This window comes from Fibrella rubiginis, assembly GCF_017353185.1.
Lineage (GTDB): Bacteria > Bacteroidota > Bacteroidia > Cytophagales > Spirosomataceae > Fibrella > Fibrella rubiginis.
Window position 1 is genome coordinate 150,584 of sequence record NZ_JAFMYV010000009.1, and the last position, 12,792, is coordinate 163,375.

At 54.6% G+C, this 12,792-nt stretch carries 11 protein-coding genes; 9 read left to right on the forward strand and 2 right to left on the reverse strand.

Annotated features, from left to right (window positions below; genetic code table 11):
- Window positions 1-3: 3 nt before the first annotated feature.
- On the reverse strand, window positions 4-1,527 hold the full coding sequence (locus J2I47_RS17630; protein WP_207365915.1) for an alpha-amylase family glycosyl hydrolase: 1,524 nt from the start codon (window positions 1,525-1,527) through the stop codon (window positions 4-6).
- 140 nt (window positions 1,528-1,667) lie between these two features.
- Between J2I47_RS17630 and J2I47_RS17635 the strand changes: the two genes are divergently transcribed.
- The 4 genes from J2I47_RS17635 to J2I47_RS17650 all read left to right on the forward strand — a co-directional run bounded on the left by J2I47_RS17635 (window position 1,668) and on the right by J2I47_RS17650 (window position 5,811).
- The gene (locus J2I47_RS17635; RefSeq protein WP_207365916.1) at window positions 1,668-3,044 is read left to right on the forward strand and encodes a glutamine synthetase family protein; all 1,377 of its coding nucleotides are present in this window, start codon (window positions 1,668-1,670) and stop codon (window positions 3,042-3,044) included.
- Window positions 3,045-3,046: 2 nt separating this feature from the next.
- A complete protein-coding gene (locus J2I47_RS17640) occupies window positions 3,047-4,087 on the forward strand; it encodes an aminoglycoside phosphotransferase/kinase family protein (RefSeq protein ID WP_207365917.1) in 1,041 nt (346 codons plus the stop codon).
- A 116-nt stretch (window positions 4,088-4,203) separates the two neighbouring features.
- Window positions 4,204-5,043, forward strand: coding sequence for a TIGR01459 family HAD-type hydrolase (locus tag J2I47_RS17645; RefSeq protein WP_207365918.1), 840 nt, complete (start codon window positions 4,204-4,206; stop codon window positions 5,041-5,043).
- Between the two features lie 108 nt (window positions 5,044-5,151).
- Window positions 5,152-5,811 (forward strand): DUF4405 domain-containing protein, encoded by a 660-nt coding sequence (locus J2I47_RS17650; RefSeq protein ID WP_207365919.1) that lies wholly within the window; start codon window positions 5,152-5,154, stop codon window positions 5,809-5,811.
- 113 nt (window positions 5,812-5,924) lie between these two features.
- On the opposite strand, the gene dinB is transcribed toward J2I47_RS17650, so the two are convergent.
- Complete coding sequence (gene dinB / locus J2I47_RS17655) at window positions 5,925-7,007, reverse strand: DNA polymerase IV (protein ID WP_207365920.1); 1,083 nt, start codon at window positions 7,005-7,007, stop codon at window positions 5,925-5,927.
- 188 nt (window positions 7,008-7,195) lie between these two features.
- Here dinB and J2I47_RS17660 point away from each other — a divergent pair, with 188 nt between their 5' ends.
- The 5 genes from J2I47_RS17660 to recN all read left to right on the forward strand — a co-directional run bounded on the left by J2I47_RS17660 (window position 7,196) and on the right by recN (window position 12,715).
- A complete protein-coding gene (locus tag J2I47_RS17660) occupies window positions 7,196-8,095 on the forward strand; it encodes an outer membrane protein assembly factor BamD (RefSeq protein ID WP_207365921.1) in 900 nt (299 codons plus the stop codon).
- A gap of 142 nt (window positions 8,096-8,237) precedes the next feature.
- Window positions 8,238-8,555: a DNA-directed RNA polymerase subunit omega gene (locus J2I47_RS17665; RefSeq protein WP_207365922.1), complete on the forward strand. Its 318-nt coding sequence runs from the start codon at window positions 8,238-8,240 to the stop codon at window positions 8,553-8,555.
- Between the two features lie 79 nt (window positions 8,556-8,634).
- The gene (gene coaBC, locus J2I47_RS17670) at window positions 8,635-9,852 is read left to right on the forward strand and encodes a bifunctional phosphopantothenoylcysteine decarboxylase/phosphopantothenate--cysteine ligase CoaBC (protein WP_207365923.1); all 1,218 of its coding nucleotides are present in this window, start codon (window positions 8,635-8,637) and stop codon (window positions 9,850-9,852) included.
- 127 nt (window positions 9,853-9,979) lie between these two features.
- Window positions 9,980-10,891 carry a type IX secretion system protein PorD gene (porD, locus tag J2I47_RS17675; protein WP_207365924.1) on the forward strand — a complete coding sequence of 304 codons (912 nt, stop codon included), beginning with the start codon at window positions 9,980-9,982 and terminating at the stop codon, window positions 10,889-10,891.
- A gap of 159 nt (window positions 10,892-11,050) precedes the next feature.
- Window positions 11,051-12,715, forward strand: a complete 1,665-nt coding sequence (gene recN, locus J2I47_RS17680) for a DNA repair protein RecN (protein WP_207365925.1) — start codon at window positions 11,051-11,053, stop codon at window positions 12,713-12,715.
- Window positions 12,716-12,792 lie beyond the last annotated feature (77 nt).

A 12,792-nucleotide genomic window follows, 5' to 3' on the forward strand; every position in this document is an offset into this window, starting at 1 on the left:
CGGTCAGTCCAGTACCACACACCCATGGCCCGGCACGCGTACGCCCGTATCGAGTACCCGCGCTCCGGTAGCCGAGGAGAAAGTAAGCCGGTTAAAACGAACCTCGTTGGGTGAAAAAACCACGTCGATGGGCTGGCTGCTGAGGTTGTGCAATACCAGCACCTGCGCACCCCCCGCCGACTGCCGACCAAAAGCCACGATGCCCCGCTGCCGAATGCCTGTGAGCATCAGCCTGCTGCGATTGTCGTTGAGTACGGCATGACCATTTCGGAAGGCAATCAGCCGTTTGTAGTGCGAATACAGGGAATGAGGGTCGTCCTGCTGCTGCGCCAGGGGCCGCACCGTGCGGCTGGTGGAATACCGGGCGGGACGGCCAGCCCCGTTTCGAGCGCGGTGATGGTCCTTTTTGCCTACATCCCAGAGAAATGGTTCGCGGATATATTCATCGGGTTTCAGGCCCAGCATCCCGATTTCTTCGCCATAATAGAGATACGGATTGCCCGGCAGGGTGAGCAGCAAATTCGCCGCCACCTTCAACTTCTCTACGTTACCGTTGAGCAGACTACCGACGCGGTTCTGGTCGTGGTTCGACAAAATCAGCGCATCGATAAAATCGGGATTCACGGCGGTGTAGGCAGCGTGGGTATTCGCCAGGAACGAGATCAAATCGCCCGAATCGGTACCTCGGCGGATGGCTGCTTCCAGTTCCAGGGCCAGGTCGAAGTTGAAATTGGCCTGTAAGCCCCGAAAATAGGGTGCCACGCGGTCGGGGCGGGTCCATACTTCGCCCACGAGGTAGGCTCCCGGTTTAGCCGCCTGCACTACCTGGCCAAATTCGGCCCAGAACTGGTGATTTTTTGGCTCTTCACGTTCCCGGTACAGATGCCGCGCTGCATCAAGTCTAAATCCGTCAACACCCATGTTCAGCCAGTAGCGGGCAACGGTATACACTTCTTCGCGAAGCGGCTGATGGTCAAAATTGAGGTCGGGCATACCGCTCCAGAACATGCCGTAATACTTCTCCGTTTCTGGATTCCGGGTATCATCGCCGGGCGCGTAATGCCACGGGCTGCGCTCGCCGGAGTCGGCGGTAATGTCGCGGGTGGCGAGCTTGCGGCGGCTGATTTCGGCGGGAGTCAGCCACTTATAATATGACCTGTAGGCATTGTCAGGCCCTTTTTTGGCTTCCAGAAACCACGGGTGCCGGACACTGGTGTGGTGGATAACAAGGTCTATCAGCACCGCAATACCCCGGCTGTGGGCTTCGGCAATCAACCGTTGAAAATCGTCGAGTGTACCGTATTCGGGGTCGATACCGTAGTAGTCGGTGATGTCGTACTTGTGGTAGGTGGGGGAGGGGTTGATGGGCATGAGCCAGATAGCCCGGATGCCGAGGTTGTAGAGGTAATCGAGTTTACTGATAACCCCGTTTAAATCACCGGTGCCGTCGCCGTTACTATCGCAGAATGACCGGACAAAAATTTCGTAATGGACACCCGTGGTGCCAGTAGGCGCAATAAAAGACATGGAACAAAGGTAAAGAGCGGTTTAACGTTTAAGGTCTAAAGTCTAAGGTTGGCTGACGTCAGCGCGGCAAGCATACGCCGGCGTCAGCCAACCTTAGACTTTAGACCTTAAACGTTAAACCGCTCTTTACCTTTGCCCCCATGGACGCTCCTCAACTGCTGGCCCAATTTGATGAACAGGCCATTTCTTCTATCCAGTTTGCCTTCGCCGACATCGACGGGGTGCTGCGGGGTAAGGTCATCAGCCTCGACAAATTCCGGGCGGGCCTGGCCGACGGATACGGTTTCTGCGACGTGGTTTTTGGCTGGGACAGTGCCGATGCCGCCTATGACAACGCTACGCTAACGGGCTGGCATACAGGCTACCCCGACCGGCCTGTGCGCATTGACCTGAGCACCTTCCGCGAAAAGCCCTGGGCAGGGGGAAAACCGTTTTTTCTGGCCGATTTTTCGTCAGCTACCAACCCCGACGATGATCTGGCCGCCTGCCCACGGTCGCTGATGAAACGAGTGGCGCAACAGGCCGAGGCCATGGGCTATCGGGCCGAAATGGCGCAGGAATTTGAGTTCTTTGTGTTTCAGGAAACGCCCCAAACGCTGCAGCAGAAGGGTTTCCGGGACCTCACGCCCCTGACACCGGGCATGTTCGGCTACTCGTTGTTGCGCCCTGCCCTGGCCCAGGCTTTTACCGACGATCTGTTCGGTCTGCTCACTCAATTCGGTATTCCTATCGAGGGGCTGCACACCGAAACGGGGCCGGGCGTGTATGAGGCCGCCATTCACCACGACACCGCCCTGCGCGCTGCCGATAAAGCGGTTTTGTTTAAAACGTCGGTAAAAGAAATCGCCTACAAACATGGGCTGGTGGCTTCGTTTATGGCGAAGTGGAACGCCGATTTGCCCGGTTGCAGTGGCCATATTCACCAAAGCCTCTGGACACCAAACGGCACGTCGGCTGGGGTATCGAACCTGTTTTACGATGCCACTCAGCCCGACAAATTGAGCACGCTGGCCCGGCAGTATCTGGCCGGTCAGCTGCATTGTTTGCCCCACATACTGCCCATGTATGCCCCCACCATCAACAGCTACAAACGGCTGGTAGAAGGCGCCTGGGCACCCACCACGCTCACCTGGGGGTTTGATAACCGGACCGTGGCCATGCGGGTATTAAACCATGCTGAAGCCTATACCCGCGTGGAAATGCGCGTGCCGGGCGCCGACACCAATCCGTACCTGGCCATGAGTGCAGCCCTGGCGTCGGGCCTCTACGGCATTCGTCACGGCCTCTCGCTCGATGTGCCGCCTACCACCGGCAACGGTTACGAAAACACCACAAACGGCCGCATGGCGCCTACCCTCGGCGACGCCACCAACCTCATGCGGGATTCGCCCGTAGCCGCCGAACTATTCGGCGTGGGCTTCGTTAACCATTTCTGCCAAACCCGCGATTGGGAACACCGCCAATATGCCCGTCAGGTGGGCGACTGGGAACTGCGGCGGTACTTTGAAATAGTTTAGAAATGCACTTCATCAATTATCCAGCTATAGTTCAGCAAGCCTGGGCGGCGTTTGATCCGAGCCGACCCGTGCAGGATGTGAACGATATCAGCGCCCTGGTCTCTACCAACCATGTCTTCCGCATTACCCTCGACGGGGGCGACCACGTCATTGCTAAACTGTCATTTTTTGGCAAATTCGAGCAGTTTAAAGACGATCACCGCATCATCCACGCCCTGGCCAATAACCTGCTCTATCCGTTCGAGAATGTGTTGGCGAAGTCGCTGATGAAAAACGGTCAGGTGTTTATTTATCGCCATCAGGATGGTCCCGTAGATGCCTGGGTAGTGTTTTATAACCCCATCCGCACCCTCGACCGGATGCCCCGTCGCCTCGACGAAACGCATATTCGCAAACTGGGCAACGAAATGGCCCGCTTTCATCTGGCCTGCGCGCGGGCGTCGTCGGTGCTGCCCAAATACGCCAAAACCCTCCGCTCCGACATTCAGGGATTGCTCGATTTGCTCAACACCGAAGCCGGAAAAGCGGAACACCACGCTCATGCCGACGCTATCCGCCACCATTGCCAGTTGTTTCTCGAAAACCGGCAGAAGCTGGTAGCCAAGACCGTGGAGACAATGCCCGTCTTTGTGGACTGGAACATCGGTAATTTCTCTGTCACCAATGACCTGAAGCTGTTTTCGCGCTGGGATTACGACTGGTTTCGGATCAGCTACCGGGTACTCGACTTCTACTTTTTCAGCCGCGTTTGTTCCGACGCCGGCGACCGGACGGTGTTTTCCTACTACATCGGTCCACTGGCCGAAGAACGCTTTGGCTGGTTTTTGGAGGAGTATCACCAGATTTATCCCCTCACCGAGCGCGAAATCCGGTTCCTGCCCGAAGCCTACCGGTTTTTTATCCTCAATTATGTGATCAAATACGGTCGCTATTTTTTCAACGACACCTACGCTTCCAAACTTCAGCAGGAAGCTTTTGACATCTACCTGCCATCTATTGAACAGTTCTCCGTCGAGCCGATTCTGGCGCGGTTAGGACTTTAAAACAAGTTTACCGTTTGCCGTTTTCTGTTGGCGAACGCACAAAGGTTGCTTGGTTTGCATCAGATATGCTGCGTGAACACAATGGAAAACAGTAAACGGAAAACGGTAGACTACCTATGACCCCTTTCGCCAGCCTCCTCAATCAGTACAAAGCTATTTTCTTCGATGCCTACGGGGTGTTGAAAAACGCCCATGGCCTCATCCCCGGCGTTGACCAAACCATTGGCCGGTTGGTGGAAAGCCAAACGCCGTTCTACGTCCTCACCAACGATGCTTCGCGCAGCCCCGACGAACTGGCCGAATCGTACGCCCGGCTGGGGTTGCCTCAAATTACGGCTCATTGCATAGTGTCATCGGGTATGCTGGCAAGGGAGTATTTGCAACTCAAAGTAAACCATGGTACGGTGGCCTATCTGGGCACGCCCACTTCGGCGCACTACATCGAAAATGCCGACCTCCACGCCCTGCCCATCCGCGACGTTGACCTCGACAATGCCGCCGATATTACCGCGCTTGTACTGCTCGACGACGAGGGTTTCGACTGGAATACGGACCTCAACAAGACCGTAAACCTGCTGCGACGGCGCAATATTCCCGTCATCGTAGCCAACACGGATGCTACGTATCCCGTAGCGGGTAGTCAGGTAGCTGTGGCTATTGGAGCCGTAGCCGACATGCTGGAACGGATTGTAGGAAAGCAGTTTATTCGTTTCGGAAAGCCTGACGCCCAATTGTTTATGTTTGCTTATGACCTGCTACGAGAGCGGATGCCGATTACGAAAAGCGACATTCTGATGGTGGGCGACACCTTGAAAAGCGACATTCTGGGTGGCAATAAATTCGGCTTCGACACGGCCCTTGTCCTCACCGGCAACACCCCCGCCCAAGACGTAGACCTCCGCATTCAGGCCACGGGTATTATCCCCACCTACGTCTGTGAATCGGCGGCGGTGTAGGTGGTGCACCCATACGTCTACACATGAACCTGCCTACGTCGACACATGCCTGCGGGTGAGCCATTTGTGGGTTTACTTTATGACGTACCTACTTTTTAACCATAGATTATGAAATCGAAGAATCTGGTCAGCCTATCGGTTGCCGCTGTCTTTACTGTGTTAGCTATCACGGGGTTATTGATTTATTTTGGACAGGGGAGCCACGTTGTCGAACACACCCACGCCTGGTTTGGCGTACTGTTTGTGGCAGCGGCCGTTTTCCATATTGTTAATAACTGGTCGTCGATCAAGGGCTATTCAACCGACAAGAAGACGGGTGGCATCCGGCGCGAACTGATCGTAGCCTCTGTGGTGGCGCTATTGTTTCTGGGCGGCATCGCTGCCGATCTGCCCGGCTTCAAAGCCCTCCCCAATGGTGGCAAGGCCCTTTTTGGCAAAAAACGTCCCGGTGGCCCTGGTGGTCCTGAAGGTCGGCCCGGTCCACCTAATGGCGAACGGGGCGAAGGAAATAGAAATGGTGCTGAACAGGCCGTTTTGACCAGCGCGGCCATCGATTCTATCGCCCGGCAGATGGTGGCACAACAGTTAGCCGCCAATGCCCAAACCATCCAGTTCGATACCACTGCTGCCCTAGGTCACGACGTGATTTTGGCGCAGGGAACGGCCACGTCCACCAAGCCCGGCAGTGCCAAATTCCGATTCACTCAGGTACTTACCCTTGCCGATCATGTATGGAAGGTTGCCGCTAAACAAACTGCGCCGCTCTAAAGATTGATGGCTTCACTCCGTGCTCCAGGGCCAGACGTCAGCTCCTGAAGCAGGGAGCCACACCAGCACGGAGTTGTTCTCGCTTGCCAAGCCACAGCACAATACCAAACCCATTAAAACCCAAGCGTGAGCTGTTTGCCAACCTCGTTTTGGCTTGCTACCCCGTCCATCGATTCGAGGTTGGAGAGCGAAACGCCAAGCAGCCGAACGCCCTTGGGTAGCGGCATGAGTGTTTGCAGGATGTCGTGGGTGCATTGAGCAAGCTGAGCATGGCTGCTAATGGGCGACCCAAAGCTGCGACTTCGAGTAATTAGTTGAAAATCAGCATATTTTACTTTGAGCGTGAGCGTACGGCCCGTGCTGCGGATGCGTTCGCAGTCCTGCCAGAGATCGTTGATGGGGCCGGCAAGTCCGTCGATAAGGTCAGGCCATTCGGTAAGGTCGGTGGCGAAGGTAGTTTCGGAGCCGGTCGATTTCCGGATGCGGTCGGGCTGCACGGGTCGGTCGTCGACGGCGTTGGCAATGGCGTGGTAGAACCGACCCGCCTTACCAAATTTCTGCACCAGAAACGCCTCCGTCTGCTGCCGCAAATCGAGGCCGGTGAAGATGCCCAGGTCGTTCATTTTCGCCGCCGTCACCTTACCAATACCGTGGAATTGCCCCACCTTCAGCGGTTCCACAAAGGCCAGACCCTGTTGGGGTTTAATCACAAACAGCCCGTCGGGTTTATCGTAATCAGAGGCAAGTTTGGCCAGAAACTTGTTATACGACACACCCGCTGAGGCCGTCAGCCCCGTGGCTTCCCTGATCTTGCTTTTGATCTCCTGCGCGATCTGCGTAGCCGACGCAATGCCCGGAATAGTCTCTGTCACGTCGAGGTAGGCCTCGTCCAGTGAGAGCGGTTCAATCAGGGGGGTGTATTCGGCAAAAATGGCCCTGATTTGTCCAGAAACGGCTTTGTATACCTCAAAACGCGGTTTCACAAACACCAGGTCGGGACACAGCCGCCGCGCCGTACTCGACGGCATGGCCGACCGAACGCCGAAAACGCGCGCCTCATAACTCGCCGCCGCCACCACGCCCCGCTCCCGCGAACCACCCACGGCCACGGGCTTACCCCGCAGGGCCGGGTCGTCGCGCTGTTCGACGGAGGCATAAAACGCGTCCATGTCGATATGGATAATTTTCCGCTGCATATAATACAACGCAAATATAGTGGAGGGTGATAAGTGGTGCGTGCGTATCGTGGACATATACGCACACATCACTTATCACCCTCCACTATTCTCCTCCCTTTCTTAAACTCTGTTAAGTCCGGGCACGAGATAAGGGGTATTGGCGTTTTACGGGTATAGACGCCTGAAAATTTGTATCTTTGCAGCTTATGCGAAACCTCCAGAGAGTTGTTGTGTTGGTTGGCCTGTTGGTGCTGGGGCTTAGTGCGTGTACCGACTTCAACAAGGTGATGAAAAATCCCTCGGCCGATGTGAAATATCAGGCGGCGTTGAAGTACTACAAAAAAGGCGACTGGTACCGGGCAGGGGTGCTTTTTGAAGAAGTCATTCCCCGCCTGAAGGGTGGTTCGGAGCAGGAGTTGTCGCAACTCTACTTTGCCCACACCCAATACAACCAGAAGCTGTACGAGACAAGCGCCGCGTCGTTCAAACGGTTCTACGAGACTTTTGCCCGTAGTGAATCGGCTCCGGAAGCGATGTACATGTACGCGCTCTCGCTGTTTAAAAGCACGCCAAATTTCAACCTCGATCAGTCAGGCACGATTGGCGCAATGGCCGCTATGCAGGATTTCGTAAACTCGAACCCTGACAACGAACACGTTAAGGAGTGCACCGAGATGATCGCGACTCTGCGCAAGCGGCTGGAGCGCAAGGCCTATGAACGGGCTAAACAGTACTACAAGGTCAGTGGATTCAGCATTGCCAATTACAAATCGTCGGTTGTGGCGATCAACAATTTTCAGCGTGAATTCCCCGACTCGGAATACAACGAAGAACTGTCGTACCTGAAGGTAGATGCTGAGTATAATCTGGCCATGAATTCGCTGGACACGAAGCAGAAGGAACGTTTTCAGGAGGCAGTGGATTTCTACAAAGCCTTTATTGAAAAGTATCCGAACAGCAAATACGTGAAACAGGCCGAGAAGATGCAGGAAAACAGCCTCAAGCAACTCGACCGTATTGCTAAAGAAGAAAAGGCCCGCGACGACCTTAAGAAACAACAGCAGCCCAATCCTAATGCTCCGGCAAAGGTGACGTCGGCTAATTAAAACGAGTTCAAAGTCTAAAAAACAATGTTTAAGGTTTAATCTCTGATGTCTAAAGTTGCTTCGCATTTGCAATAGTTGAGCGTGAAGCAGCGCTAAATCGTAGACGTTAAACCTTAAACCTCAGTAAAGTCAACCAAAAAATATGGCTTCCAATCCATCAATTATCACCCGCGACACAGACAAGATCGCGGCTTTCACGGGCAACATGTACGAGTCAGTTTCGGTGATTTCGAAGCGGGCGCGGCAGATCTCGACCAAGAACAAAGAAGAACTGAGCAACAAACTGTCGGAGTTTGTGTCGGCGGTTGACAACCTGGAAGAGGTGTTCGAAAACCGTGAGCAGATCGAAATCTCGAAGTTCTACGAGCGCATGCCCAAGCCAACTACCCTGGCTACCGACGAGTTTCTGGCCGGAAAAGTGTATTTCCGCTACCCCGAAGAAGGCGAAGCCGAGAAGTAACCCCTCGTTCAACTAACCTCAACGCATCTCACGTGCTGTCTCAGTGTCTAGGCTGGGCAGGGCGTGAGGTGTTTTTTTTATGCTTCAGGGAAAACGTATTCTGGTGGGGGTGTCGGGCAGTATTGCCGCCTATAAATCGGCATTGCTGGTACGGTTGCTGGTGAAAGCCGGAGCCGAGGTGCAGGTAATCATGACCGAGGGAGCCAAAGCGTTTATCACACCCCTAACCCTGGCCACGCTCTCCAAACGCCCGGCCTTGTCGGCTTTTGTGAGCAACCCCGCCACCGGCGAATGGACCAACCACGTAGAACTGGGTCTATGGGCCGATGCCCTCGTGGTTGCTCCTGCCTCGGCCCGCACTCTGGCCCGCTGCGCCCACGCCCTCTGCGACGATCTGCTGTCGGCGGTGTATCTGTCGGCGAAATGCCCGGTGTTTTTTGCGCCCGCTATGGACCTCGACATGTACCGTCATCCGGCTACCCGCGATAACCTGAACCGCCTTCAATCGTTTGGTAATCAACTGATTGATGCTGAATTTGGTGAGCTGGCGAGTGGTCTGGTGGGCGAGGGACGGCTGGCTGAACCAGAAACGATTGTGCAGACGCTGGTTAGGCATTTTGCCAAAAATTCGGTAGTGGCGGGCAAACGCGTACTCATTACGGCAGGCCCCACGCAGGAGCCCATCGACCCGGTGCGGTATATCAGCAATCACTCTACGGGCAAAATGGGCCTTGCCATCGCCAATGCCTTTGCGCAGGCCGGAGCTGACGTTACGCTCGTCTGCGGCCCCACTCACCTGCCCACGCCGGATGCCAGCATTCACCGCGTCGACGTGCGGTCGGCGCAGCAGATGTACGAGGCTACCGCCGAGGCATTTCCCAAGGCTGACCTGCTGATTCTGAATGCCGCCGTAGCTGATTACACCCCGCTGCACCCGGCCGAGAAAAAGATCAAGAAAAAAGAAGCCCAGTTCACCATTGAACTGGGCAAAACCGTCGATATTGCCGCCACGCTGGGTTCACAAAAACGCCCTGGTCAATTGCTGATGGGCTTCGCGCTGGAGACAGATAATGAAGCCCAAAATGCCCTTGACAAGCTGGAACGCAAGAATCTGGACTGGATCGTGCTGAACTCCCTGCGCGACGCCGGGGCTGGTTTCGGACACGATACCAACAAGATAACCGTTATGGATAGGGGCGGAGCCGTACAGGTATTCGACCTGAAAACAAAAGACGAAGTGGCCGCAGATTTGCTGGCGTTAGTGGTAGAAAAGTGGGGTAACGAGGTTAAAGTTTAATGTTTGAGGTTCAATGTTTTGCTGGCAGACATGAGAGCTGTTGGGAGGCGTCTCTCGCCAGGGCACAACCTCACCACCTACATACACTTAAACCTTGAACCCCAGACGTTAAAGATTGAACACAGTCATGAAACGCTTTCTTAGTACCTTACTTTTTATCCTCGGCCTGGCCATTGTGGCACCGGCGCAGGAACTGAACTGCACCGTAAACCTGAATACAGATCAGTTATTTGCCCAGCAGAAGACCGATTTTTCGTATTTCAGCCAGCTAAAAGGGCTGATCACGGAGTTTATGAATACCCGCCGCTGGACAAACGATCAGTTTGCGCCTACCGAAAAAATCAACTGTACGCTGAGCATCAACTTGTTGAAATCTGTCACGCAGGGCGTGTTTGAAGGTACGGCGCAGTTGATTGTAACGCGGCCCGTGTACGGCAGTAACTACCAGACCACCACGCTGAGCTACGTCGACAAGGCGTTTAACTTTTCGTGGTTACCTACCTCGCCGGTGTTTTACCGTGAGAACCAGTATTCGGATGACCTCACGCAGATGCTGGCTTTCTACGCCTACATTGCCCTGGCTGTCGACTACGATTCGTTTGGCAAGCAGGGCGGCAACCCCTACGTGCAGCGGGCGTATCAGGTCATGAACCTGGCCCAGCCGCCCGCGTCGAGTAACTCGGCTTGGACTGCGCAGGGCGACCGTCGGAACCGCTATTGGCTGATCGAAAACCTGCAAAGCCAGCAGGTAATTCCCTTCCGCGATGGGTTCTACACCTACCACCGCCTGGGGCTGGATGCCTTCGCGCAGAACCCCATTCAGGCCCGGAAATACACGATGGATCTGCTCACCAATATGCGGCAGATCACCCTGCAAAAGCCCGGTGCTGTGATCCTGAATGCCTTTTTCGACGCCAAATCGAAGGAATTGCTCAACATTATGGCCGAGGGCACCCGCGACGAACGCAAACGCGCCTACGACCTGCTCTCTTTTCTCGACCCTACCAACACCGAGAGCTATCGGCAGTTGTTGAATTAATGAACAATGCATAATGTACAATGCATAATGTACAATGTACAATGGTTGCTCACGTGAGAGCATACTGCGCGAAGCCATTATTCATTATACCGCATCGGCGGACCGATTATTCATTGTACATTAAAACTCTTTCCCCTTCCTTGATTGTTCTTTTTACGTATGCTATCGCACCTGTTGATTAAAAACTACGCGCTAATTGAGCAGTTGGAAATGGTGCCCGACAAAGCCCTGAACATCATCACGGGCGAAACGGGGGCGGGGAAGTCGATCATGCTGGGAGCCATCGGATTATTGCTTGGTAACCGCGCCGACACCCGCGTTTTGTACGATCCAACCGTTAAATGCGTTATTGAAGGCTCGTATGACGTATCGGGCTACGTGATCGAAACCATTTTTGAGGAAGAAGAACTCGACTACGCCCCTACGTGCATCGTGCGGCGCGAGATCAGTGCCAGCGGTAAGTCGCGGGCGTTTGTCAACGACACCCCCGTCAATCTGGATACCCTCCGCCGCGTCACGAGCCAGCTGATGGACATCCATTCGCAGCACGATTCGGTACTGCTTGGCTCCAATGAATACCAACTCCAGCTGGTTGACACCTATGCGCAGGACGATGACCGGCTGCGGGCTTACCGGGCCGATTACCAGTTGTATAGGGAGAGGCAAGCCGTTTATGACAACCTGCTGAATGAAGCCGGCGCCATGCGCCGTGAGTTCGACTTCAACAACTTTCTGTATGAAGAACTGGCCAAGGCTAATCTCCAGCCCGACGAGCAGGAAACGATTGAGCAGGAACTGAATGTGCTCGACAATGCGGGCGAGATCAAAGAGCGGTTGCTGATGGCCTACGAATACATCGACAACCCGGAGCAGTCGGTGGTGTCGTTGCTGAAGAGTGCCGTTGGTTGCCTGAATCAGGTAGCCAAAGTGGCCGACCAGTACAAGCCCATGCAGGAACGCGCGCAGAGTGCGCTGATTGAACTTCGCGATCTGGCGGGCGAGATCAGCGTGGAACAGGAGAACGTCGATATCGACGGTAGTCGCGCCGATATCATCCGCGAACGGCTTAACCTGATTTATCAACTGCAAACCAAGCATCAGGCATCGGACGTTGCCAGGCTAATTGCCATTCGCAACGAGCTGGAGACAAAGGTGAGCAAGGTATTGAACCTCGACGACGAGATTGCGAAGGCGAAGACCAAAGCCGAAGCTGCCCACAAAAAGATGATGGCCAGCGCCGAAGCCCTGTCTAAGGCACGGCGGGCGGTGCTCAAACCCATCGAGAAAGAAATTGGTGGTCTGCTCAACGATCTGGGCATGCCCAACGCCTCGTTGCAGATTCAGGCCGAACACGGCAAACCCACGCCTACAGGCATCGACACAGTGTCGTTCCTGTTCAGCGCCAACAAGGGAGTGAAGCCCCAACAACTGAAAAATGTGGCCTCCGGTGGCGAATTCTCGCGGTTGATGATGGCAATCAAGTATATTCTGGCTAGTCGTCGGTCGTTACCTACTATTATTTTCGACGAAATCGATACCGGGGTATCGGGCGAGATTGCCATCAAGATGGGGCACATGATGCGCGACATGGCGGGCAATCACCAGCTTATTGCGATCACGCACCTGCCGCAGATTGCCGCACAGGGAACGGCCCATTATTTTGTGTACAAAGACCATTCGGCCGCAAAAACCGTAAGCCGGGTGAAAAAACTGACGGTTGATGAGCGGGTGCAGGAAATTGCCCAGATGATTGGTGGTAAAAACCCCACGCCCAGTGCCATCAGTTCTGCCCGCGAGATTTTAGAGCAAAATGCCGTGGCGTAAGGTGAGTTTACTGTTTACCGTTTTGGTCATTCCCACAACGGGGGGATGACCAAGAAATCCACCAATTATTTATTTCT

Excerpts from the sequence above, each read along its gene's own strand:
- J2I47_RS17635 (WP_207365916.1), top strand. The coding sequence starts at position 1,668 with ATGGACGCTCCTCAACTGCTGGCCCAATTTGATGAACAGGCCATTTCT.
- J2I47_RS17650 (WP_207365919.1), top strand. The coding sequence starts at position 5,152 with ATGAAATCGAAGAATCTGGTCAGCCTATCGGTTGCCGCTGTCTTTACT.
- J2I47_RS17645 (WP_207365918.1), top strand. The coding sequence starts at position 4,204 with ATGACCCCTTTCGCCAGCCTCCTCAATCAGTACAAAGCTATTTTCTTC.
- J2I47_RS17660 (WP_207365921.1), top strand. The coding sequence starts at position 7,196 with ATGCGAAACCTCCAGAGAGTTGTTGTGTTGGTTGGCCTGTTGGTGCTG.
- recN (WP_207365925.1), top strand. The coding sequence starts at position 11,051 with ATGCTATCGCACCTGTTGATTAAAAACTACGCGCTAATTGAGCAGTTG.
- porD (WP_207365924.1), top strand. The coding sequence starts at position 9,980 with ATGAAACGCTTTCTTAGTACCTTACTTTTTATCCTCGGCCTGGCCATT.
- dinB (WP_207365920.1), bottom strand. The coding sequence starts at position 7,007 with ATGCAGCGGAAAATTATCCATATCGACATGGACGCGTTTTATGCCTCC.
- J2I47_RS17630 (WP_207365915.1), bottom strand. The coding sequence starts at position 1,527 with ATGTCTTTTATTGCGCCTACTGGCACCACGGGTGTCCATTACGAAATT.
- J2I47_RS17665 (WP_207365922.1), top strand. The coding sequence starts at position 8,238 with ATGGCTTCCAATCCATCAATTATCACCCGCGACACAGACAAGATCGCG.
- J2I47_RS17640 (WP_207365917.1), top strand. The coding sequence starts at position 3,047 with ATGCACTTCATCAATTATCCAGCTATAGTTCAGCAAGCCTGGGCGGCG.
- coaBC (WP_207365923.1), top strand. The coding sequence starts at position 8,635 with ATGCTTCAGGGAAAACGTATTCTGGTGGGGGTGTCGGGCAGTATTGCC.